Raw genomic sequence first — 21,437 nt, forward strand, 5'->3', positions numbered from 1 at the left:
TATCCGCAGGGGGAGTTTTCGGGTATGGAAAATGAGTAATGTGTACAGAAATCGCTCTTTACAGAATAAGCCGGGGTTATCCACATAATCCACATTTTTGTCCTGGAAACCGACTTCTGTCTGAAAATCAAGTCTGGCTAAAAAAATCAAGTTCGGAAAATCATTATGAAGAAAGTAACCTTCCATCTGGTCTCTGATGCCACCGGCGATACCCTGGAACAGGTCGCCAAGGCTGCCCTGGCCCAGTTTCCCGATATTGAGCCGGTCAAGCATCACTGGCCGATGATCCGGACCACCCGTCATATGGAGCGCATCGTACCGGAGTTTAAGGAAAATCCCGGTCTGATCATGTTTACCCTGGTTAATCCGGAAATCGAGGAAGTCCTGGTGACGGCCTGCAAGGAAAATAACTGGCCCTATATTTCCGTGATGCAGGGGATTATCCGTGAACTTGGACTCCATCTTGGTGCGACAAGTATTGCCCGGCCGGGTCTACAGCATGAAATGAACGAGGCCTATTACGATCGCATCGATGCCATTCATTATACCCTTGCCCATGATGACGGCCAGCTGACCGAGGGCCTGAAGGAAGCCGATATTATTCTGGTCGGCGTATCACGTACGTCCAAGACACCAACCTGCATATACCTGGCCAACCGCGGGATCAAGGCGGCCAATGTGCCCATCGTTCCCGGATGCCCAATCCCCCGCGAGCTGGAAGACAATAAAAACAAGTTTGTCGTTGGACTGGTCAACAGCGCAGACCGGCTGATCCAGATCCGCCGTAATCGACTTCTGTCCCTGAAACAGAATGAGGAAACGACCTATATTGACGAAGATGCGGTACGCGAGGAAGTCAAGATGGCGCGCCGGCTGTTTACCAAAAACGGCTGGCCGGTGATTGATGTGACCCGCCGGTCGATCGAGGAAACGGCTGTGGCAATCATTAATCTAAAGCAGAAATATGATGCCGATAAAAAAGACCAGAGCATCATAAAATGACAATGATCCTGGCGTCCAACAGCCGGTCCCGGCAGAAAATATTACACCATGCCGGTGTGCCCTTCCGGTCGGTTGGCGCGGATGTGGACGAGGAAAAAATCAAAAACACTCTTCTGAAAGAAGGATGTGATTTTCAGGAAATTGCCGAGCAGCTGGCATTGGCGAAAACTCTGGACGTTTCCCGGCAGTTTCCCGATGATCTTGTCATTGGCGGCGATCAGCTGCTGGTTTGTGATGGCAGGCTTTTCAGCAAAGCGGAAAATATGGAGGAAGCCCGCGCAAATCTCCGTTTTATGAGAGGAAAAAGCCATACCCTGATTTGCAGTCTGGTGATGGCCCGGGGAGCTGCGGAAATCTGGCGGGCGACAACCCGTCCAACCCTGACCATGCGGGATTTTTCCGATAACTTTCTGGAAAGCTATCTGGAACAAGGCGGTGCGGAAATTTTAAGTTCTGTGGGCTGCTATTTTTATGAAGGCCTGGGTGCCCAGCTTTTTTCAGAAATCGAGGGAGATTATTTTTCAATTTTGGGCCTTCCTCTGGTACAACTGATGGAGAAGCTGCGGGAACAGGAATATCTTTTGTCATGAAATTAACGGGAAAAGCGAAAACAGCAGGCGTGATGGGTTATCCGGTCGGACATTCCCTGTCACCCAGGCTGCATGGATACTGGCTTGATCTGTATAAGGTGGACGGCGCCTATGTTCCTTTCGAGGTGAAACCGGAAAACCTCGGGGACTGTCTCCGGGCCCTGCCGAAGCTGGGGATCCGGGGCTGTAACCTGACCGTGCCGCACAAGGAGACAGCACTGGGATTTGTCGACGAGATTGAAGATCATGCCCGACGGATTGGCGCGATCAATACCATTGTGGTGGGGAATGACGGCAGACTGACAGGTCGCAATACAGATGGTCTCGGGTTTCTGGAAAATATCCTGGTTAATGCGGAAAACTGGCAGCCGTCAAAGGGCCCGGCGGTTATTATCGGCGCCGGTGGTGCCGCCCGGGCGCTGATTGTTGCCCTTCTGGAGGCAGGCGTTCCCGAAATCAGGCTTGTCAACCGGACCAGGGAACGGGCTGAAAATCTGGCGCAGGAACTTTCCCCGCATCAGATCAGGGTCATCGACTGGAAAGACCGCAGCGACTGTCTGCAGGATATTACCCTGCTGGTCAATAGCACGACCCAGGGTATGAAGGGACAGCCGCCGCTTGATCTTGATCTGGGCAGGTTGCCGGAAACGGCTGTGGTCAATGACATTGTGTATAATCCCCTGATCACGCCCTTGTTGTCGGCGGCGCAGCAACGGGGAAATGAAATTGTTGATGGCCTCGGCATGCTTCTTTTTCAGGCGGTGCCGGGATTTGAGGCCTGGTTTGGCGTTCGTCCGGAAGTCACCGAAGAACTTCGGCAGCGGGTTCTTGCCGGTCTGGTTTGATGGTGGTGCTGGTCTGATGGCGGAACAGGGATGAAGAAGGTAAAGAATAAAAATTCAGTCATTCTTGTGGGGCTTACCGGGTCCATAGGAATGGGAAAATCAGAAACCGCCCATATGTTTCAGTCTCTTGGCATACCCGTTTTTGATTCCGATGCGGAAGTGCATCGCCTGATGGGGCCGGGCGGCAGGGCCGTACCACTGGTGGAAAAGGCCTTTCCCGGTGTGAGCGGTGAGACGGGTATTGATCGCAAGGAACTGGGCCGGCGGGTGTTTGGCGATGATGCGGCGTTGAAAAAGCTGGAGGCTATACTCCATCCCATGGTGGCGCGGGAACGGAATCTGTTTATCCGCCGCATGCGGCTGCAGGGACATCGGATTGTGGTGGTGGATGTGCCGCTGTTGTTCGAGACCGGTGGCGACCGTGCGGTGGATTATACGGTGGTGGTGTCGGCGCCGGCGTTGATCCAGAAAAGCCGGGTCATGGCGCGGCCGGGCATGACGGAACAAAGATTGCAGGCCATTCTGGAAAAGCAGATGCCGGACGTGGAAAAACGCCGCCGGGCCGATTTTGTGGTTCAGTCCGGGCTCGGCAAACGTCATGCCAGAGGCCAGGTCAGCCGGATCATCCGTATTTTGAGTAACCAGTGACGAAGGGCGTAGCCAATGTTTGTGGGGCACTACGGGGCAGGGCTGGCCCTGAAAAAATATAAACCCGGCATCAATCTGGGATGGTTGTTTCTGGCCGTGATGCTGCCTGATATCCTGCTTGGTGTTTTCGTGCTGTTTGGAGTGGAAAAAATCACTGTCCCGGAAAATTACAGCGCCCTGCATTACCTGACGTTTGACTTTCCCTATTCACATGGGTTGCTTGCTTCGCTGCTTTGGGCTTTGTTCGCGTTTCTCTTCGTTCGTTTGTTGAAAATTGGAAAAGCTGACAACAAAATGATCGCCTGGCTGATGGCCCTGGCGGTATTTTCCCATTTTCTACTGGATGTCCTCGTTCATATCCCGGAGATGCCGTTGCTTGGCAACAGCTCGGTTCATCTCGGCCTTGGCTTGTGGAAAAATCTTCCCTTATCGCTTGGGCTGGAGGTCCTGGTAGCGCTGGCGGGCCTGGGACTTTACCTCGCGGCTACACCGAAGCCGTCGGCCCGACAAAAATTCGGTGTACCGGCTTTGGTGTTTTTGATGATATGTTTTACAGTCGGAGGACAGTTGTTTTCCCCGGCGCCGGAAAACACAGTGGGACCCGCGGTGAGCTGGATTATGTCGGGGGTTTTGATCGCCCTTGTGGCCGGTGTCCTGGATCGGAAAACCCTGAACCCAGGATCTGATAGGTTCAAATAAGGAATAGAAATGCTAGAGATCGTGTTCGATACGGAAACCACCGGGTTTGACCCTTTTAATGGCGACAGGCTGGTGGAAATCGGCTGTATAGAAGTCAGGGATTTCATTCCGACGGGCCGGGTTTTTCACAAGTATGTCAATCCGGAACGTGACATGCCGTCGTCTGCAGAAGCAATACACGGGCTGTCCGCAGACTTTCTGAAGGACCATCCGGTATTTTCTGAAATTGTAGAAGAGTTTATGAATTTTGTCGGTGATGCCCGTCTTGTCGCCCATAACGCCGAATTCGATATGAAATTCATTAACTGGGAAATTGAAAACCTGGGATTTACCCCCTTTCCCATGAGCCGGGCCATAGATACCCTGGCCATCGCGCGCCGGAAATTCCCCGGATCCCCGAATACCCTGGATGCGCTCTGTAAAAGATTAAATGTCGACAACTCCGGCAGGATTAAACACGGCGCCCTTCTCGATGCGGAGTTGCTGGCCGAGGTTTATCTGGAACTGATGGGCGGCCGTCAGACCGGATTCTCCCTGTCGGCGGAAACCGCTGAAAAAGAGGTGGGGGCGCCGGTAAAAGCCGAAAGAAAATACCGGGAACCGCGTCTTCATCACCCGACCGAAGAAGAACTTGCCCGGCACCGGGCTTTTCTGGAGCAGGTAAAAGAGCCCTTGTGGTTTGCCGGTGAAAATAAAGCGGCTGAATAAATACAAAAGGCCCTCCATCGGAGGGCCTTTTGTATTTGAAAAAATCAGGTCAATCAGTTGACGGTGATGTCTTCCTGGGCACCAGCGGCCTGTACTTTGGCCTGCTGAACCTGCTGGGCATAAAGACCAGCGAAATCAATGGGCTCGAGCATCAGCGGCGGGAAACCGCCGTCGCGGGTTGCATCCGCAACAATGCGGCGGGCAAACGGGAACAGCATGCGCGGTGCTTCGATCATCAGGAAAGGCTGCAGGGCTTCCGGCGGCACATTCTTGGCGCCGAAAAGTCCGGAATAAACCAGTTCCACAACAAAAGCGGTATCTTCACCGGCCTTGGCGGTGCTGCTGATTTTCAGGTCAACTTCATAAACTTCCTCACCCAGCTGACGGGCATTGAGGTTTACATTGATGTCCATGCTCGGTTTTTCATTGGCCAGCTTTTGAAGTGTCTGGGCCGGTGTCGGGTTTTCAAAGGAAAGATCCTTGATATACTGACCCAGAATTCCAACCTGAATCCCTTCCGGAGCTGTATTTTCTGCGGCCTGTTCAACCGGCTTGTTTTCTGTTTCGTCTGACATATTTTGTTCCCAATAAATTTAGTCTTGGTACCCCATTAAAGAAGTCTGGCTAACACGGATTGCCCATAAGTACAAGATGAACATGGCCGCAGGCTGTAAAAATTGCCGTTTTTTTACTCTTTACGATCAGGGTCATCATCCAGCATGGCCGGACTGTCATCCTCATGCCGATATTCTCCGTCAATGACGGTTGATCGGTCTGATCCTGGCCCCCGGCCGTGACCGTAATAATGAACCTCGATATTTTTGACGATCTGCCGGCCGAGGAAATTACGGGCCGGCGTGATGGCCAGCAGCACGGCGATGCTGTCCGTGATAAATCCGGGCAGCAGGAAAAACAGGCCGGCGATCAGCAGGAAAAAGCCATGAAAGATTTCCTCGATCGGGCTTTCCCCGTTCTGCAGGTTGCGGTGCATCCGCTGCATGACCTCGAAACCCTGAAGGCGTATCAGATAGACTCCGAGCACGGCGGTAAGGATCGTCGCCAGAAAAGCGTTGAAACCGCCAATGGCGTCGCCGACCTCCAGAAAGACGAGAAATTCAAGATAGGGTACGGCAAGAACAAGGATAAGGATAAGCAGGGGCATGAAGCACTTCCGGTTGATAAAAACAGCGGCAAGCCGGATTTATCAGGTTAAAGATATTTTCGATCCTGTATTCAAATAATTTCAGGTTCGTCCTATATATAGAACAACATATATGCAATAATTTCCTTTCGCCAAGGGGCAGAAGGGACAATAGCTGACCTTTCCGGGTATATTGCAGCATTACAGAGAGAAAATATGGACAGCGGATCTGACAATATTGAACTGATTATCCTGGCCCTGATTGCGGCATTTATTATTTTCCAGTTACGTAAGGTGCTGGGCAGCAGAACGGGCTATGACGGGTCTGATGATGAAGACCAGAGCAGCTTTGACCGCCATCAGGCGGAGGAAGACAATGTGGTTCCCATCCGGCGCGACAAGGCCGGGTCTTCCGAGAGGCGCGAAAATGATGTTCCGGAAAACGAACCGTCTGTCGGAGTGAAAAAGGATTCCCCCTTCTACGGGGTGCTGTGCCAGATCAGGGATATCGATCGTACCTTTACGCTGGATATATTCCTGGATGGTGCTGAATATGCTTACCGCATGATTCTGGAAGCCTTCTGGAAGGGTGACAAAACCGATTTGCGCAATATGCTCAACAAAGAGGTTTTCGCCCAGTTTTCCAAAGTTATCGATGATATGAAAGCCGACAGGCATCATTTTGATAACAAGCTCATGGATGTGGAAAGAATCGATCTTGAAGATGTAAGTCTTACCGGCACAATGGCGGAAATCACCGTCAGATATGTCAGTCACATGGTTCTGTCCACAAAGGACGAGGAAAACCGGATCATGTCCGGGGATGTCACTGAACCGGTCAAAGTGACTGATATCTGGACATTCTGCCGGGATGTGAAAAGTTCCGATCCCAACTGGACTCTGGTAGCCACCAGAAATGGCTAAACGTTTCCTGTCCCTTGGTTTTGGTTTCGGGACAGGCCTTGGTCTGGCGGCCGGTCTGGCCTTTTTATTCCTTTATCTGCAACCGCAGCAGCAGTCCGGTCAGACGGAGACCCCGCCCCCAAAAGACTATACCGTCCTGAATTTATCGGCATTGCCGGGCTGGTCCGAGGATGAACTGTCGCCGGCAGTGCAGGCGCTGGAAAAAACCTGTGAGAAATGGTCTACCCTGCCGGTCGAATATATTGTGTCGTCTTCCCCGGTTCCGATGACCGTAGAGGACTGGCTGGGTCCCTGCCAGGAACTGCAGGAGGCTTCGGACCTGGACAACAGAAGCTTTCTGGAACGCCGGTTTCAGGCGGTTAAACTGACTGACGAGACGGGAGGCGCGCCTGAAAAGGGATTGTTTACCGGCTATTTTTCCCCTGAATATGAAGGATCTTTGCAGCCTTCAGAGGACTATAATGTGCCTCTCTACACGGTGCCGGATGATTTGCAGGTTCTGGATCTGGGTGAGTTTGATCCCGGCCTGAAAGGCCGCAAGATTGTCGGTGAAGTGACGGACGGAAAATTTATCCCCTATAAAAGCCGCCGGGAAATCGAAAGCGGCAGACTGGATAACCGCGGTCTGGAGCTTGTCTGGCTCAAGCGGCCCGAGGATGCCTTTTTTCTGCATATTCAGGGATCGGGTGTGATCCGGCTGGAGAACGGCGATCTTCTCCGGGTCGGGTATGCGGCAAAAAACGGCCGACCTTACCGGGCGGTGGGAAAATTCCTGATCGAGGAAGGGGAAATCAGCCGGGCCGAAATGTCCATGCAGGCCATCCGCAGCTGGATGGAAAATAACCCGCAGCGGGCCCGGGAGCTTATGTGGCGCAACCCGTCCTATATCTTTTTCCGTCATCTCGAGGCCGCCGGTCCGGTCGGAACACTTGGTGTCCCCCTGACCGCCGGCAGATCCTTGGCTATCGATCCGAAAAATATACCGCTCGGCATACCGGTCTGGCTTGATATCGAACCGGAGAATACGGTTACCGGCCAAGTCCCGTTCAGGAGACTTATGGTGACCCAGGATACGGGCAGCGCCATTCGCGGCAGGGTGCGGGGCGATATTTTCTGGGGCGTCGGTGACGAGGCCGGGCGGATTGCCGGGCAAATGAAGGAAACCGGTACCTATTATTTATTATTGCCGAAGGAAGTTATCATTCGGATGGAAAATGCTGGAGCAGAAAATGACCAGGCGCCGTCTGACTGAAGAAGAAAAGAAACTGTGGTCAAAAGTGACCCGGGATGTTCAGCAGCGAAGCCCGGATTTGGTTCCGGCGGAACAGGAAGACGCGATTCCGTCAGGCCGAAAGCCGGCGAAAAAGCCCGCCAGCCATGTAACCCCGCGCGCCCGTCCGGTTCCACAAAGACAGGAACATGCCCCGGTCGTGGCGGTTGATCACAACTGGCAACAAAAACTCCGCCGCGGCAAGGTGTCTGTGGAAGGCAAAATCGATCTGCACGGTATGACCCAGGACCGGGCCTATGGCGTCCTGTCAGGTTATATCCACAGGGCAAGGGCGTCCGGCAAACGGGTTATTCTGGTGATTACCGGCAAGGGCGGGCCGAAAAGGGATTTTGCCGGGATGTCCATGCGTGATTTTGAATATCGACGCGGCGTGTTGCGGGACCAGGTGCCGAACTGGCTGTCCTCTGGCGATCTGCGTGGTTCTGTAGTATCTTTTTTCTCCGCTAACCGGGAACATGGAGGGGAAGGCGCCCTGTATGTCATCTTGAAAAAGGAGGATAAATGACGCCGTTTGGCCGCAAGGTTCGGGAAATAAGAAAACAAAGAAACGTGAGCCAGAAACAGATGGCCAAGGATCTCGGTGTCAGCGCCGCCTATCTTTCCGCTCTGGAACACGGCCACAGGGGGCGGCCTTCCTGGGCGCTGGTCCAGCAGATTATCACCTATTTCGATCTGATCTGGGATGATGCGGAGGATCTGGAAGAACTGGCTCGCCTGTCCCACCCGAAAATGTCCATCGACACCGCAGGGTTAAGTCCCGAAGCGACCAAACTGGTCAATATGCTGTCGCGCAATATCCACAGGCTGTCCCATGAGGAAGTGGTCAACATCCTCAATTATCTCGAGAATAAAGAAGAGCTTTCCTGAAGGCAGTTTTCGGGCCTGGGCTCAGTTCCCCGGCTGCTCCAGCTGGATGCGTATAGAGGTGATCTGGTTCCGGCGGCGGCGCAGGACTTCAAAGGAGAAGCCGTTGATGGAGAATTTCTGTCCCGGCAGGGGAATGGCTTCCGCCAGATCGATGATGTAACCGGCGATCGTCGTGGCCTCTTCGTCAGACAGGTTCCAGTTGAACTGCCGGTTCAGGTCACGGATCGAGGTTGTACCTTCCACAATAACCGAGCCGTTTTTGAGTTCCCGGATACCCGTCTGGTGTGGATCATGTTCATCGGTGATTTCGCCGACGATTTCCTCAAGAATATCCTCCAGGGTAGTAATGCCCATCAGGGCGCCATATTCATCCACAACCAGGGCAAAATGAAGTTTTCGTTCCAGAAAGGCGGCCAATTGTTCCTGCAGGCTTGTTGTTTCGGGGACAAACCACGGGTCCTGTGTGATTTCCTCGAGGGTAATCTTGTCCAGGTCACCGTTCCGGGCCTTTATGGCCCTGAGCAGGTCCTTGGCGTGAATGACGCCGATAATATTGTCCGGATCCTCTTTCCACAGCGGCAGCCGGGTATAGGGACTTTGCACAACATGCTCCAGAATTTCCTGCATGCTGTCGTCCGCATTAATCATCTCCACATTTTTGCGGTGGACCATGACATCCTCCAGATGGATGCTTTCCAGATCAAGGATGCTGGCCAGCATATCCTTGTGTTCCTTGACCAGCCCGCCTTCGTGGGCCTGAAGCGAAATGGCGCCGCGGATTTCGTCATGGGGAGACAGGACTTTTTGCTGGTCGGTGATATCAATGCCGAAAATTTTCAGTGTCGCCCGGACCACGATCTGCACAGTTCGCACGGCCGGGGAAAACAGAAATACAATGACCCGGATCAGGGGCGCCACGGTCAGCGCCAGTTTATCCGGATTGGAAATGGCGTATGTTTTGGGCAGGACTTCTGCGAAAACCAGCACCAGCACGGTCATTGCAATGGTGGCATAGACCACACCGACGTCACCGAAAAGTTCGATAAAGACCGAGGTGGCCAGGGCGGAAGCCAGAATATTGACCAGATTGTTGCCAAGCAGGATCGCCCCGATCAGGCTTTCCGCATCGCTGATCAGGCGTTCAACCAATGTTGCCCGCTTGTTTCCTTCCCGTGCCAGCTTGTGCATGTTGGAGGCGGAGGCAGCCGTCAGACTGGTTTCCGACCCGGAAAAAAATCCCGAGAGCAGAATAAGAAACAGGATTGCAAGAGCAGTTAAAATAAGTTCGGTTTCCATGGCTATCTGCATTGTTCCGTCAATATGGGTCAGTAGAGGCTCAGTTCAAGTATTTCCCTGACCCTATCGGGGTCCACATCCTGGGTCAGGAAGCCTTTACCGATTTCGGAGGCTAACACAAATGTAAGTGTGCCGTCGGCAACTTTTTTATCCTGCGCCATATGTTCCATCAGACGATCGGCCGTCATCTTCACGTTGCAGACGGGATGGTCTGTGCCGGTCAGCCGGACTGGCAGGTTGATCGAGACCAGATGGGCCGAAACGCGGGCGGCATCCTGTTCAGGGCACAAGCCCATTTTTACCGACAGGTCAAAAGCCATGACCATGCCGATGGCGACGGCCTCACCGTGAAATATGGTGTCGTTATAACCGCATTCCGCTTCAATGGCGTGACCGAAGGTATGGCCCAGGTTCAGAAGGGCGCGCCGTCCGGTTTCTTTTTCGTCTTCGGCCACAATCCGGGCCTTGGCCGTACAGCTTGTTTTGATGGCATGGATCTGTTTTTGCCGGTCTCCATTGATCAGGTCGCGGCCGTTTCGTTCCAGCCACAGGAAGAAATCACGATCCCCGATCAGGCCGTATTTGACCACCTCTGCATATCCTGCCAGAACCTGGCGCGCCGGAAGGGTATCCAGCGTGGTGACATCGGCCAGTACCAGCCGCGGCTGATGAAAACTGCCGACCAGGTTCTTGCCCTGGCCCGTATTGATGCCGGTTTTCCCGCCGACGGAACTGTCGACCTGGGACAAAAGAGTGGTCGGAATCTGAATGAAGTCCATGCCCCGGCGCAGGATGCTGGCGGCAAAGCCGGTGAGGTCGCCGATCACACCGCCGCCAAAGGCGATAATCATGTCCTTGCGCTCCAGCCGGTGCTCCAGCAACCGCTCGCATAATTTTTCAAGCTGCGCAAAGCTTTTGGTGCTTTCACCAGCCGGCAGGATGATGGTTTCGAATTCTATCCCGCCGTCCCTGAGCGACTTTTCCAGACGCGGCAACTGATGGCGGGCAACATTTTCGTCCGTCACGATTATGGTGCGCTGGTGGTGGAGAATTTCTTTTATATAGTCTGCGGCCCGGTCCAGGAGGTTGGTTCCGATAATGATATCGTAGCTCCGCTCACCCAGGTCAACAGAGAGTTTCTCAACGGTTTCCGGGTTGGTCATTATTGTCGCCTTTGTTTCGATTTCTTTCTTCTGCCAGATAATGGTTTAGCCTGTGGATGATGGTATTGACAACTTCTTCGTGGGCGCCGGCGCCGCTTTCCACACAGATATCCGCCTCGGCATAAACCGGGTATCTTTTTGCCGCAAGGTCGCGCAGGATCTGCCGCGGGTTGCCTTTTTTCAGCAGCGGCCGGGTATTTCGGCGGGAAGTGCGCTCCACCAGAAGCTCAATGTCGGCGCGCAGCCAAATGGTGATGGCCTTTGCTTTCAGGGTCTTGCGGGTATTTTCGTCCATGAAAGCGCCGCCACCGGTCCCAAGGACAATATTGGGGCCGGAAATCAGCCGGTCAATGACTTTGCGTTCGCCGTCCCGAAAATTCTGTTCACCGAATTTTTCAAATATTTCGCTGATCGTATGTCCGGCAGCTACTTCAATTTCTGCATCGGAATCCACAAACGGTATGCCTAGCCGGCGCGCAAGACGCATGCCGACGGTGGTTTTTCCGGCGCCCATCAGCCCGACCAGCGCAAGGCTTTTGGTCAGGGGGTATCTCAGTCTGGGTATGGGCTTTTTTCTGGTTTTTTTTCTCAATCTTTTCATACTGATTTCCTCTTAGCATGGCTTTGACCCGCTGGGAAGTCGGCAGATTGGTTAGTCATTAAATAAACATAATCTTCTTGCAGCTTTACGCTTTGGAATTGGGCCGCTAATATGGCGTCCCAACAGGGCGACGAAAATGGCGTCCCGAATTTGAACAATGACGGCGGGGTACAAACGAACCAATGGGTAAATTCTGGTTAATCGTAATTATGTTGTTGATATTTCTGATTGGCGGCGGCGCTGGTTATCTGATGACGACGGATATCCCGGCCCCGACGGAACATACGGAAAAAACCCTGCCCGATGATATGTTTCCCAAATAAAACCCCGGACAAAAACCTGGATAAGTGAATATGGCGAGGAAATTCTTGGTAAAACCCCTTCTGGCAGGGCTGGCAGTTGTCGCCTTTTTCCAGTTTACACAGGCCCAATATAGCCAGGCCCAGACAGAACGGAACCTTCCGGCAGAAGAGGTGAGCGGGCAGAATGTTCCTGTAGATGTCACGACTGAAGGTCAGGGACAGGTGCCGGATGATGATTTCTTGCCGGCCGATGAGCCGCCGAAATCCATTCTGTTTCCAGATACCGAACCGGGGCCCTATTTTCCGGCAAACACTGCCGGGGCAGGCGAGCTTCCGGTGCCCCTTGATTCCGGAAGCCGGACGGGAGGTGCGGAAATTATAACCTCTGACGTGCCGGGGCTGGACGGGGAAGTCCAGGTTGCGGAACTGGGCGAGGAAGATCCGGCTTCATTCGGCCTGATGACAGAAGCCGGTGACGGATTTCCCCGGAGCATGTGGCGGGGCAGCGACCTGGACAGAATTGTCCTGATGATGACAGCCCTGCCGGCAGGGAGTAAATCCCCGGTAATGCAGGCGCTGACCGAACGCCTGCTGCTCACGGCAGCGCAGGTGCCCGTTCGCACCAGCCAGAATAGCTATTCGGGAGCAACGCCTGACAGATCTTTTCTGAATGCCAGAATAACCAAGATCCGCGAAACAGGTGACCTGAAACAGTTGTCCTCCTTTTTCCAGATTCTGCCCGAAGGAACACTGAATCCGGACAGGGAAGTATCGGATATTCTGCTGCTTGCCGGTGATTTTTCAGCCGCCTGCAGGATGACCCGTCAGGCCATTGACGATATCAACCAGTCGTCGGAAAGAACCTACTGGCTGAAGATCCTGGCCTATTGCCGGGCGCTGGAGGGCAATGCGGAAGGCGCCGGTCTGGCCCTCGAGCTGCTGCAGGAATCCGGCAGTCCCGACTTTGCCTTTTTTGACCTGATCAACAAGCTGCTGGCCGGTGCCGGCGCCGCCGGGGACATTGTTCCCTACGGCTATGGCAGTCTGGATCCCCTTACCTACAGTCTTTTGACAACACTTGGACAGCCGGCGGCTGTGGAACTTCTGGCCCAGTCCTCGCCGCTTGTCCTTTATGCGGTGGCAGGGAATTCCAATCTTTCAAAAGAAGTGCGGCTGGAAGCGGCCGCGCATGCCTATGACAGGGGCTGGTTTCCCCTGAAAACCCTGCGCGCGATTTATAACCTTCAGGAATTTTCAGACTCGGAACTGCAAAGCGCCGAGACCCTGGCCGCGGTGGATGAGACGGTTCTGGCCGATGTGTTGCTTTATCAGGCGGCAGCCAAAGAGGCGGATATCCAGAGGAAGGCCGGACTTCTTAAAACCATTTGGGACCGGGCGCTGGAGAAAAATGATCTGGCGCGGGCGGCGCTTTTGAATGAGCAGACGGTCAGAACGCTGGTCCCTTCTCAGGAACTGGTGCAGCACACGCATCATATCGTCCGGGCTCTGCTTCTGGCCGGCGACCATGACCAGGCCAAATCCTGGTATGAGTTTGTCCGGGGTCAGGCGTTTGCCGGAAGTGCAGACGCGACAAAGGCCCTGGTGGACATCTGGCCGCTGCTTCTGGTCACCGACGATGACGGTTCACTGCCCTGGTCAATGGATATTCTCGATCTCTGGTGGAACGGACAGATGGTCCTGTCCCGCACGGAACGGGACAACAAGGCTGCTCTTCTTTTCAGTCTGACCGAAGCGCTTGGTCATCGGGTGCCGGAACAGATGTGGCAGCAGGCGGGACCCGGCATGCTGGAAGCCGAGCTTTATACCATCCAGCCGTCAGTCTGGCGCAGCCTGATCCAGGCGGCCCGGGAAGACCGCTTCGGGGAAGGGGCTTTGCTCTCGCTTGTGGCGCTGGGACCGGAAGGTCCGTCCGCACTGGACGGTACCGGACTGAGCACGGTGGTCAGGGCGTTGAGAACCTTCGGTCTTGAAGACGAAGCCCGGAATGTGGCGCTCGAGGCCCTTGCCTCACGGGGCTTTTAGGGCCCGGATGGCACGAGGTTGAAAATCTGCTTATGAAAGAACAGCGGCTGATCAGCAGCTTTCTGGAGATGCTGGCCACTGAGCGGGCCGCTTCCCGCAACACATTGCAGTCTTACGGCCGCGATCTGCAGCAGTTTCTGGAAAATACGCCGACTGTCTCGCTGCTGAAAATCGGTAGCGCCGAACTCCGGGACTATTTCTCCAGACTGGAAAAGCAGGGGCTGGCCGCCAGCACCGCGGCGCGCAAGCTGTCCTGCCTGCGGCAGTTTTTTAAATTCCTGCATGCGGAAGGATTACGCACCGACAATCCGACCCTGAACATGGAGTCGCCGCGACTTGGCCGTTCCCTGCCAAAACTTCTGTCGGAGCAGGAGGTCGACCAGCTTCTGGAAACGGCCCGGCTCCAGGCAGAGGAAAAAGACGATATCAGATCGCTGCGACTGAAAGCGCTTGTGGAACTTCTCTATGCGTCCGGCCTCAGGGTCAGTGAACTGGTCGGCCTGCCGCTGGCGGCGCTGAGGAGCGGGCAGCCTTATCTGTATGTGCGGGGCAAAGGCGGCAAGGAGCGGCTGGTCCCGCTGTCCGGCCGTGCCCTGGCCGCATGCGCCGAGTATATAGACGCCCTGACGTCAGAGGACGAAAATTTCAAGAATAACAAATGGTTGTTCCCGTCACGCAGCAGTGAGGGGCATTTGACCCGGCACCGGTTTGCCCAGCTTCTGAAGGAACTGGGCGCAGAGGCCGGGATATTGCCGTCCAGGCTCAGCCCGCATGTGGTGCGCCACGCTTTTGCCACCCATCTGCTGGCCAACGGGGCTGATTTGCGGGCGGTGCAGAAAATGCTGGGACATTCCGATATCAGCACGACCCAGATCTATACCCATGTTCTGGAGGAAAGGATGAGAAGCCTGGTACAGCAGAAGCACCCCCTGGCCGGAAAGGGCAAGGGCAGTGAATAAGATAAGGAAAACCTTATCTGAAAGCGGTGCAGGGGCAGAAGGCCATTTTACCGTTTATTTTTCCTCAATCGGGGGGTATAAGGGCCTTCACTTGAAAATCTGTAGGAATAAATTCTGTCCATGCTGACTTATCTGGATTTTGAAAAACCGATAGCGGAACTGGAAAGCCAGATCCGGGATATGAAAAACCTTGAGAGCGGGGATGAGCTGAATATCTCCGAGGAAGTCACTCGTCTGGAGACCAAACTGGACAAGCTGCTGCGGGAAACCTACAGCAGCCTTTCTCCCTGGCAGAAGATCAAGGTGGCCCGTCATCCGAACCGGCCCCATTTTCCGGATTATATTTCCGCCATGATAACGGATTTCATGCCGCTGTCTGGCGACCGCAACTTTGCTGACGATGCGGCCATTACCGGCGGTCTCGGCCGGTTCAAGGGGCAGTCCGTGATGGTGATTGGCCATGAAAAGGGCAATGATACCCAGAGCCGGATCAAACATAATTTCGGCATGGCCAAACCGGAAGGTTACCGCAAGGCGATCCGCCTGTTTAAAATGGCCGAACAGTTTGATATTCCGGTGATCACCCTGGTCGATACGTCAGGCGCCTATCCCGGCGTCGGAGCCGAGGAACGCGGCCAGGCCGAAGCCATCGCCCGTTCGACCGAGGCCTGTCTGTCCCTGAAGGTGCCGCTGGTCAGTGTGATTGTCGGCGAAGGCGGCTCCGGCGGCGCCGTGGCGCTGGCGGCCGGCAACCGGATTCTGATGATGGAGCATGCGGTTTACAGTGTGATCAGCCCGGAAGGCTGCGCCTCGATCCTGTGGCGGACCAATGAAAAAGCCGAAGAAGCGGCCACAGCCCTGAAAATCACGGCCCAGGACCTGTTGAAGCTGAAGGTCATTGACGAGATCATTCCCGAGCCCGTCGGCGGCGCCCATCGGGATCACGGCAAAACCATCGACGCCCTGGGCAAAGGTATTGACCAGGCGCTGACCGACCTGTCTGCCCTGTCGGCGGACAAGCTGCGTGAATTGCGTCGGGAAAAATTCCTTAATATGGGGAATGTGGGACTTTAAAAAGTATCTGCACCAGAAAAGAAAAAGCGCCGAAATTCGGCGCTTTTTTTGTGTGTATGAAATTATCTAGATCGTTCCGTGGCAATGTTTGTATTTCTTGCCGGACCCGCAGGGACAGGGATCATTGCGGCCGACTTTAGGGACGATCTTGCCGTGGCAGTTTTTGTATTTTTCGCCTGATCCACAGGGGCAGGGCGCATTGCGCGGCGTACCGCCCCAGGTTTTCGGGTCACGGGGGTTGATGCCGCCGCTGTAGGCGTCATTTTCGCCAGTGGTGGCATCAATGTGACTGGTCTGCAGGTCGTCAAGTTCCGGTTCGGGCAGATCAGGCACCGGGGCTTCCCGCTGGATCTGGATATGGGACATGAGCATCACCACATTTTCGCGGGTCTGGCTCAGCATGCTTTCAAACATGCCGAAAGCTTCGGTTTTATATTCGTTGAGCGGATCACGCTGGCCATAGGCCCTGAGCTGTATGACCTGACGCAGATGGTCAAGCTGGGCCAGATGTTCTTTCCAGTGACTGTCAATGCTTTGCAGCAGGATCTGTTTTTCCACCTGCTTCATGATGTCGGAGCCGATTTCAGTGGCCCGGTCTTCCATGAATTTGTCGGCTGTCTCGATCAGGCGATTCTCGAAAGCCTGGGCGTCAATACCTTCTTCTTTGGCCCAGTCTTCCACATCGAAATCACGGCCAAACAGGCGCAGCAATTCGACCGACAGGCCGCTTGTATCCCATTCCTCGGGGTAGGCCCGGGCCGGGATATGGGCAGCGACCAGGTCCTCGACCGTTTCATGGCGCATGTCCTCGACGGTTTCGCTGACTTCCTCGGCGGTCATCACTTCCTTGCGCTGCTCATAGATGGCCTTGCGCTGGTCGTTCATCACATCGTCAAATTTCAGCAGGTTTTTGCGGATCTCATAGTTGCGGGCTTCCACTTTCTGCTGGGCTTTTTCGATGGCCCGGTTGATCCAGGGGTGAATGATGGATTCGCCCTCCTCCAGACCGAATTTCTGCATCAGGCTGTCCATGCGCTCACCACCGAAGATACGCATCAGGTCGTCTTCCATGCTGAGGAAGAAACGGGACTGACCCGGGTCGCCCTGACGGCCGGAGCGGCCGCGCAGCTGGTTGTCGATGCGGCGGCTTTCATGCCGTTCGGTGCCGATCACGCACAGACCGCCGGCTTCCAGGACAATGTCCCTGTCCCGGGCGATTTCCGCAGAGATTTTCTCGGCCGCTTTGGCGCGGGCGCTTTCCTCGATGTCGGAGACTTCTTCCTGCAGGCGCATTTCCAGGTTGCCGCCGAGCTGGATGTCGGTGCCGCGTCCGGCCATGTTGGTGGCGATGGTGACGGTGCCCGGCCGGCCGGCCTGGGCCACGATATAGGCTTCCTGTTCGTGGAATTTGGCATTCAGCACATTGTGTTTGATCTTGCGCTTTTTCAGCAGGTCGGCGAGATATTCAGACTTCTCGATGCTGACGGTGCCGACAAGCACCGGCTGCTGACGCTTGTGACAGTCTTCGATGACGTCGATGATGGCGTTATATTTTTCGGCAGCGGTCCGGTAAACCTCGTCATCCTCGTCTTTACGGGCGACCGGCACATGGGTCGGCATTTCGACCACTTCCAGGCCGTAGATATCGGCAAATTCAGACGCTTCGGTGGCGGCGGTACCGGTCATGCCGGCCAGTTTCTCGTAAAGGCGGAAATAATTCTGGAAAGTCACCGAGGCCAGGGTCTGGTTTTCGGTTTTGATATCCACGCCTTCCTTGGCTTCCAGGGCCTGATGCAGGCCATCCGAATAGCGCCGGCCTTCCATCATGCGACCGGTGAATTCGTCAATGATCACGACCTGGCCGTCCTTGACGATATAATCCTTTTCCGCCTGGAACAGCTTGTGCGCCTTCAGCGCCTGGTTGACATGGTGAACCACGGCCACATTGCCGTAATCATACATGCCGCCTTCGATCAGGCCGGCGTCCTGGAGGATCTGTTCCAGATGTTCCATGCCCTCTTCGGTGAGGCTGATGTTATTGGATTTTTCGTCAAGCTCGTAATCCTCGTCATTGAGGCTCGGGATCAGCTTGTTAATGGACACATAAAGTTCGGATTTATCCTCGGTCGGGCCGGAAATGATCAGCGGAGTCCGGGCCTCGTCAATAAGGATACTGTCGACCTCGTCAACAATGGCATAGGCGGGGTCGCGCTGGACCATGGCGTCCGGATGGAATTTCATATTGTCGCGCAGATAATCAAAACCCAGCTCGTTGTTGGTGGCATAGGTGATATCGGCCTGATAGGCGGCCTTGCGGGACATTTCATCAATGGCGGGAATGATGCAGCCGACGCTGAGGCCGAGGAATTCATAGACCTTGCCCATCCACTGGCTGTCGCGCTGGGCGAGATAGTCGTTGACGGTGACCACATGCACACCCTTGCCGGGCAGCGCATTGAGGTAGGCGGCAAGTGTAGCGACAAGGGTTTTACCCTCACCGGTTTTCATTTCGGCAATCCTGCCTTCGTGCAGGACGATACCGCCGATCAGCTGAACATCATAATGACGCAGGCCGAGGGTTCGTTTTGCGGCTTCCCGGACGACGGCGAAAGCTTCATTCAGCAGGCTGTCGAGAGTTGCGCCTTCTTCAAGGCGGGCCCGGAATTCCGCTGTCTTGGCGCGCAATTCCTCATCACTTAAGGCGCTGATGTTTTCTTCAAGGGCGTTGATGGCCTCGATGCGCGGATTCAGACTCTTGACATAACGCTCATTGGAAGACCCGAAAACTTTTCTGGCAAGCTTGCCCATTCCCAACATAGTTTAATTCCTTGCGGCCCCTGTGGTGCAATCCCCGCCGGCCTTTTTATACATTCAGACGTTTAGCACAGATAAGTCGGTGCAGGTGCGCTGTCAATGACTCATCCGTCTAATTGACCCGAAAACCGGCAGAATTTTGCATATTCTGCTATCTGCTTTTCTTCAGTTGTTTTATAAAGTCGCCTATAACATGAAAAATGTGACCAATTGTTTAAGGCTGGAAAGATGGCTAAAGAATATAAGAAATCTCCCCTCGCACCGGAATTTTTCCCGGAGATGCCGGTCATAGAGGGTGTTGAACTGGGCACTGCCTCCACAGAACTGAAATACAAGGGGCGGGACGACCTGCTCCTGGTGCGCTTTCCGGAAGGCGCTGCCGTGGCGGGGGTCTTTACCAAGTCCAAAACCCGCTCGGCTCCGGTGGACTGGTGCCGGACGTGCTTGGCGGCCGGGAAACCGGCCCGGGTGCTGCTGGTCAATGCGGGCAATGCCAACGCCTTTACCGGCCGGGCCGGGGATGACGCCATGCAGAAATGTATTGAAACGGCGGCCGGGGTTACCGGGGCAGATAATGACCAGATCTATGTGTCCTCCACCGGCGTGATCGGCGAAGTGTTGCCGGCGGACAGGATGTTGACCCATATCGAGGCGGCGGCGAAAAGTGACGTGAGCTGGGAACAGGCGGCGAACGCCATCCGCACCACGGACACCTTTGCCAAGGGCGCAACCCGGCATGCGGTCATCGATGGCCGTGAATGTGTTCTCAATGGCATCGTCAAGGGCAGCGGCATGATTGCGCCGGATATGGCCACCATGCTGGGCTATGTCTTTACCGATGCGGATATTACGTCTCCTGTTTTACAGCAGATACTCAGTGAAACGGTGGGACCGTCCTTTAACAGCATCACGGTGGATAGCGATACCTCCACTTCTGACACGCTATTGGCCTTTGCCAGCGGCAAAAGCGGCGCCGGTGCCGAAATTTCCGATCCCGCCGATCCGCGTCTGGCTGATTTCCGGGTGGCTTTCCAGGACCTGATGACCGATCTTGCGCACCAGGTGGTGCGGGACGGCGAAGGCGCGACAAAATTCATCAAAATTACCGTGGAGGGGGCCGAAGACGACCGCGCCGCCAAGGTGATTGCGCTTTCCATCGCCAATTCACCGCTGGTCAAGACCGCCATTGCCGGGGAAGACGCCAACTGGGGCCGGATTGTCATGGCCGTGGGAAAGGCTGGCGAAGCGGCGGACCGGGACCGGTTGATCATTGAAATCGGCGGCCAGCGCCTGACCGAAGCGGGTATGGCCTCGAAAAACTATGACGAGGACGCCTGTACGGCTCATCTGAAAGGCCGGGACATCGACATCTTTGTGGATGCGGGGGTCGGCGGTCCGGGCAAGGCCACTGTCTGGACCTGTGATCTGACCCACGGCTATATTGATATTAATGCGGATTATCGGAGTTAGGCGATGATCCGAACCATCGAAACGGAAAGACTGACCCTCCGGCCCTTTGAACCGGCAGATGCCGTCCAGATGTCGGCCATCTTTTCGGACTGGGAAGTGACCCGCTGGCTCAGCACCAATGTGCCTTTTCCTTTCTCCGAACAGGACGGGCTGGACATGATCCGGGCCCGCGACAAGGACTGGGCGGCCGGTAACGGGGCTTCTTACGGGGCCTTTGACCGGGAGACCGGCGAACAGGTTGGCGGCGTCAGGGTCTTTTCCTTCGACGAGGTATCCGAGGTGGGCTACTGGCTCGCCCGTTCCGCCTGGGGCAAGGGCTTTGGCACTGAACTTCTCAGGGCGGTGGTAGCGGGCTGTTTCACTCATTCCCCGATCCGGGAGATTGTCGCCCAGACCTCGGCTGATAACAAAGGGTCGCAGCGGATTCTGGAAAAAGCGGGCTTTATATTTGAGGGACAAACGCCTGAAGAATTCGCCCGCTGCGGTCACGAGCACGGTTGCGGGGAATTTTTCCGGCTCAAGAAAGAAGACTGGCAAAAGAATGGCTGAAGAAAAACTCTGTCCCGATATCCCGAACCGCCCCGAAGGCCCCCTGCCCGTCATCACCGTGGCGGCGGTGATCATGGTCGATATTGACGGCCGTATTTTGCTGGCCCAGCGGCCGGAAGGCAAAAGCATGGCCGGCCTGTGGGAATTTCCCGGCGGCAAGCTGGAAGGCGGCGAAACCCCGGAACGGGCCCTGATCCGGGAATTGAAGGAAGAGCTGAATATCGATATTACCGAGGCCTGTCTCGCTCCTTTCACCTTTGCTTCACATAGTTATGAGAAATTCCATCTGCTGATGCCCTGTTTCCTGTGCCGTCGTTGGGACGGCATTGTCCAGGGGCTGGAGGGACAGGCGCTGAAATGGGTCAGGATCAATGAGCTCCGGGACTATCCCATGCCGCCGGCGGACGAACCGCTGATCGCCATGATCCGGGATTTCCTGTAAAAATAATAA

22 protein-coding genes are annotated in these 21,437 nt (G+C 55.0%); 16 read left to right on the forward strand and 6 right to left on the reverse strand.

What is annotated here, in order from left to right; translation table 11 throughout:
• Window positions 1-165: 165 nt before the first annotated feature.
• From ACORNT_RS04200 to dnaQ, 6 genes are read left to right on the forward strand one after another with little or no spacing between them, the layout of a single operon-like run.
• Entirely contained in the window at window positions 166-1,002 is an 837-nt protein-coding gene (locus ACORNT_RS04200) for a pyruvate, water dikinase regulatory protein (RefSeq protein ID WP_321395739.1), read from the forward strand.
• Window positions 999-1,592 carry a nucleoside triphosphate pyrophosphatase gene (locus ACORNT_RS04205; protein ID WP_321395741.1) on the forward strand — a complete coding sequence of 198 codons (594 nt, stop codon included), beginning with the start codon at window positions 999-1,001 and terminating at the stop codon, window positions 1,590-1,592. Before ACORNT_RS04200 ends, ACORNT_RS04205 begins: the two co-directional genes overlap by 4 nt.
• Entirely contained in the window at window positions 1,589-2,437 is an 849-nt protein-coding gene (locus ACORNT_RS04210) for a shikimate dehydrogenase (protein ID WP_321395744.1), read from the forward strand. The genes ACORNT_RS04205 and ACORNT_RS04210 overlap by 4 nt, the downstream gene beginning before the upstream one ends.
• Before the next feature lie 30 nt (window positions 2,438-2,467).
• Window positions 2,468-3,085, forward strand: coding sequence for a dephospho-CoA kinase (coaE, locus tag ACORNT_RS04215; protein WP_321395747.1), 618 nt, complete (start codon window positions 2,468-2,470; stop codon window positions 3,083-3,085).
• A 15-nt stretch (window positions 3,086-3,100) separates the two neighbouring features.
• Complete coding sequence (locus ACORNT_RS04220) at window positions 3,101-3,784, forward strand: hypothetical protein (protein WP_321395752.1); 684 nt, start codon at window positions 3,101-3,103, stop codon at window positions 3,782-3,784.
• A 9-nt stretch (window positions 3,785-3,793) separates the two neighbouring features.
• Complete coding sequence (gene dnaQ / locus ACORNT_RS04225) at window positions 3,794-4,492, forward strand: DNA polymerase III subunit epsilon (RefSeq protein ID WP_321395756.1); 699 nt, start codon at window positions 3,794-3,796, stop codon at window positions 4,490-4,492.
• 53 nt (window positions 4,493-4,545) lie between these two features.
• On the opposite strand, the gene secB is transcribed toward dnaQ, so the two are convergent.
• Window positions 4,546-5,067 carry a protein-export chaperone SecB gene (secB, locus tag ACORNT_RS04230; RefSeq protein ID WP_321395759.1) on the reverse strand — a complete coding sequence of 174 codons (522 nt, stop codon included), beginning with the start codon at window positions 5,065-5,067 and terminating at the stop codon, window positions 4,546-4,548.
• A 113-nt stretch (window positions 5,068-5,180) separates the two neighbouring features.
• Complete coding sequence (locus ACORNT_RS04235) at window positions 5,181-5,654, reverse strand: FxsA family protein (protein ID WP_321395760.1); 474 nt, start codon at window positions 5,652-5,654, stop codon at window positions 5,181-5,183.
• Between the two features lie 195 nt (window positions 5,655-5,849).
• Between ACORNT_RS04235 and ACORNT_RS04240 the strand changes: the two genes are divergently transcribed.
• The 4 genes from ACORNT_RS04240 to ACORNT_RS04255 are packed head-to-tail and all read left to right on the forward strand — an operon-like array spanning window position 5,850 to window position 8,715.
• On the forward strand, window positions 5,850-6,557 hold the full coding sequence (locus ACORNT_RS04240) for a Tim44/TimA family putative adaptor protein (RefSeq protein WP_321395763.1): 708 nt from the start codon (window positions 5,850-5,852) through the stop codon (window positions 6,555-6,557).
• A complete protein-coding gene (locus ACORNT_RS04245) occupies window positions 6,550-7,809 on the forward strand; it encodes a murein transglycosylase A (protein ID WP_321395766.1) in 1,260 nt (419 codons plus the stop codon). Before ACORNT_RS04240 ends, ACORNT_RS04245 begins: the two co-directional genes overlap by 8 nt.
• A complete protein-coding gene (locus ACORNT_RS04250; protein WP_321395768.1) occupies window positions 7,787-8,353 on the forward strand; it encodes a Smr/MutS family protein in 567 nt (188 codons plus the stop codon). Before ACORNT_RS04245 ends, ACORNT_RS04250 begins: the two co-directional genes overlap by 23 nt.
• Window positions 8,350-8,715, forward strand: coding sequence for a helix-turn-helix transcriptional regulator (locus ACORNT_RS04255; RefSeq protein WP_321395771.1), 366 nt, complete (start codon window positions 8,350-8,352; stop codon window positions 8,713-8,715). Before ACORNT_RS04250 ends, ACORNT_RS04255 begins: the two co-directional genes overlap by 4 nt.
• A 21-nt stretch (window positions 8,716-8,736) precedes the next feature.
• On the opposite strand, the gene ACORNT_RS04260 is transcribed toward ACORNT_RS04255, so the two are convergent.
• Genes ACORNT_RS04260 through ACORNT_RS04270 form a run of 3 tightly spaced genes read right to left on the reverse strand, consistent with a single transcriptional unit; the run spans window position 8,737 to window position 11,775 of the window.
• Complete coding sequence (locus tag ACORNT_RS04260) at window positions 8,737-10,011, reverse strand: HlyC/CorC family transporter (RefSeq protein ID WP_321395773.1); 1,275 nt, start codon at window positions 10,009-10,011, stop codon at window positions 8,737-8,739.
• Between the two features lie 29 nt (window positions 10,012-10,040).
• Entirely contained in the window at window positions 10,041-11,174 is a 1,134-nt protein-coding gene (gene aroB, locus ACORNT_RS04265) for a 3-dehydroquinate synthase (protein ID WP_321395775.1), read from the reverse strand.
• Window positions 11,152-11,775 carry a shikimate kinase gene (locus ACORNT_RS04270; RefSeq protein ID WP_321395777.1) on the reverse strand — a complete coding sequence of 208 codons (624 nt, stop codon included), beginning with the start codon at window positions 11,773-11,775 and terminating at the stop codon, window positions 11,152-11,154. Before ACORNT_RS04270 ends, aroB begins: the two co-directional genes overlap by 23 nt.
• Before the next feature lie 353 nt (window positions 11,776-12,128).
• Here ACORNT_RS04270 and ACORNT_RS04275 point away from each other — a divergent pair, with 353 nt between their 5' ends.
• The 3 genes from ACORNT_RS04275 (at window position 12,129) to ACORNT_RS04285 (ending at window position 16,153) form a co-directional block, all read left to right on the forward strand.
• Window positions 12,129-14,120 carry a hypothetical protein gene (locus ACORNT_RS04275; RefSeq protein ID WP_321395780.1) on the forward strand — a complete coding sequence of 664 codons (1,992 nt, stop codon included), beginning with the start codon at window positions 12,129-12,131 and terminating at the stop codon, window positions 14,118-14,120.
• Between the two features lie 32 nt (window positions 14,121-14,152).
• The gene (locus tag ACORNT_RS04280) at window positions 14,153-15,079 is read left to right on the forward strand and encodes a site-specific tyrosine recombinase XerD (protein ID WP_321395782.1); all 927 of its coding nucleotides are present in this window, start codon (window positions 14,153-14,155) and stop codon (window positions 15,077-15,079) included.
• Window positions 15,080-15,202: 123 nt separating this feature from the next.
• Window positions 15,203-16,153: an acetyl-CoA carboxylase carboxyltransferase subunit alpha gene (locus ACORNT_RS04285; RefSeq protein WP_420717540.1), complete on the forward strand. Its 951-nt coding sequence runs from the start codon at window positions 15,203-15,205 to the stop codon at window positions 16,151-16,153.
• Between the two features lie 66 nt (window positions 16,154-16,219).
• Here ACORNT_RS04285 and secA read toward each other — a convergent pair whose 3' ends face one another.
• Entirely contained in the window at window positions 16,220-18,970 is a 2,751-nt protein-coding gene (secA, locus tag ACORNT_RS04290; RefSeq protein WP_321395788.1) for a preprotein translocase subunit SecA, read from the reverse strand.
• Window positions 18,971-19,195: 225 nt separating this feature from the next.
• Here secA and argJ point away from each other — a divergent pair, with 225 nt between their 5' ends.
• Genes argJ through mutT form a run of 3 tightly spaced genes read left to right on the forward strand, consistent with a single transcriptional unit; the run spans window position 19,196 to window position 21,428 of the window.
• Complete coding sequence (gene argJ / locus ACORNT_RS04295; RefSeq protein WP_321395791.1) at window positions 19,196-20,437, forward strand: bifunctional glutamate N-acetyltransferase/amino-acid acetyltransferase ArgJ; 1,242 nt, start codon at window positions 19,196-19,198, stop codon at window positions 20,435-20,437.
• 3 nt (window positions 20,438-20,440) lie between these two features.
• Window positions 20,441-20,986 carry a GNAT family N-acetyltransferase gene (locus ACORNT_RS04300; RefSeq protein WP_321395795.1) on the forward strand — a complete coding sequence of 182 codons (546 nt, stop codon included), beginning with the start codon at window positions 20,441-20,443 and terminating at the stop codon, window positions 20,984-20,986.
• On the forward strand, window positions 20,979-21,428 hold the full coding sequence (gene mutT / locus ACORNT_RS04305) for an 8-oxo-dGTP diphosphatase MutT (protein WP_321395799.1): 450 nt from the start codon (window positions 20,979-20,981) through the stop codon (window positions 21,426-21,428). Before ACORNT_RS04300 ends, mutT begins: the two co-directional genes overlap by 8 nt.
• The last annotated feature ends 9 nt before the right edge of the window (window positions 21,429-21,437 follow it).

The organism is Emcibacter sp., from assembly GCF_963675455.1.
Classification (GTDB): Bacteria; Pseudomonadota; Alphaproteobacteria; order Sphingomonadales; family Emcibacteraceae; genus Emcibacter.

Excerpts from the sequence above, each read along its gene's own strand:
- ACORNT_RS04200 (WP_321395739.1), top strand. The coding sequence starts at position 166 with ATGAAGAAAGTAACCTTCCATCTGGTCTCTGATGCCACCGGCGATACC.
- ACORNT_RS04205 (WP_321395741.1), top strand. The coding sequence starts at position 999 with ATGACAATGATCCTGGCGTCCAACAGCCGGTCCCGGCAGAAAATATTA.
- ACORNT_RS04210 (WP_321395744.1), top strand. The coding sequence starts at position 1,589 with ATGAAATTAACGGGAAAAGCGAAAACAGCAGGCGTGATGGGTTATCCG.
- coaE (WP_321395747.1), top strand. The coding sequence starts at position 2,468 with ATGAAGAAGGTAAAGAATAAAAATTCAGTCATTCTTGTGGGGCTTACC.
- ACORNT_RS04220 (WP_321395752.1), top strand. The coding sequence starts at position 3,101 with ATGTTTGTGGGGCACTACGGGGCAGGGCTGGCCCTGAAAAAATATAAA.
- dnaQ (WP_321395756.1), top strand. The coding sequence starts at position 3,794 with ATGCTAGAGATCGTGTTCGATACGGAAACCACCGGGTTTGACCCTTTT.
- secB (WP_321395759.1), bottom strand. The coding sequence starts at position 5,067 with ATGTCAGACGAAACAGAAAACAAGCCGGTTGAACAGGCCGCAGAAAAT.
- ACORNT_RS04235 (WP_321395760.1), bottom strand. The coding sequence starts at position 5,654 with ATGCCCCTGCTTATCCTTATCCTTGTTCTTGCCGTACCCTATCTTGAA.
- ACORNT_RS04240 (WP_321395763.1), top strand. The coding sequence starts at position 5,850 with ATGGACAGCGGATCTGACAATATTGAACTGATTATCCTGGCCCTGATT.
- ACORNT_RS04245 (WP_321395766.1), top strand. The coding sequence starts at position 6,550 with ATGGCTAAACGTTTCCTGTCCCTTGGTTTTGGTTTCGGGACAGGCCTT.
- ACORNT_RS04250 (WP_321395768.1), top strand. The coding sequence starts at position 7,787 with ATGACCAGGCGCCGTCTGACTGAAGAAGAAAAGAAACTGTGGTCAAAA.
- ACORNT_RS04255 (WP_321395771.1), top strand. The coding sequence starts at position 8,350 with ATGACGCCGTTTGGCCGCAAGGTTCGGGAAATAAGAAAACAAAGAAAC.
- ACORNT_RS04260 (WP_321395773.1), bottom strand. The coding sequence starts at position 10,011 with ATGGAAACCGAACTTATTTTAACTGCTCTTGCAATCCTGTTTCTTATT.
- aroB (WP_321395775.1), bottom strand. The coding sequence starts at position 11,174 with ATGACCAACCCGGAAACCGTTGAGAAACTCTCTGTTGACCTGGGTGAG.
- ACORNT_RS04270 (WP_321395777.1), bottom strand. The coding sequence starts at position 11,775 with ATGAAAAGATTGAGAAAAAAAACCAGAAAAAAGCCCATACCCAGACTG.
- ACORNT_RS04275 (WP_321395780.1), top strand. The coding sequence starts at position 12,129 with ATGGCGAGGAAATTCTTGGTAAAACCCCTTCTGGCAGGGCTGGCAGTT.
- ACORNT_RS04280 (WP_321395782.1), top strand. The coding sequence starts at position 14,153 with ATGAAAGAACAGCGGCTGATCAGCAGCTTTCTGGAGATGCTGGCCACT.
- secA (WP_321395788.1), bottom strand. The coding sequence starts at position 18,970 with ATGTTGGGAATGGGCAAGCTTGCCAGAAAAGTTTTCGGGTCTTCCAAT.
- argJ (WP_321395791.1), top strand. The coding sequence starts at position 19,196 with ATGGCTAAAGAATATAAGAAATCTCCCCTCGCACCGGAATTTTTCCCG.
- ACORNT_RS04300 (WP_321395795.1), top strand. The coding sequence starts at position 20,441 with ATGATCCGAACCATCGAAACGGAAAGACTGACCCTCCGGCCCTTTGAA.
- mutT (WP_321395799.1), top strand. The coding sequence starts at position 20,979 with ATGGCTGAAGAAAAACTCTGTCCCGATATCCCGAACCGCCCCGAAGGC.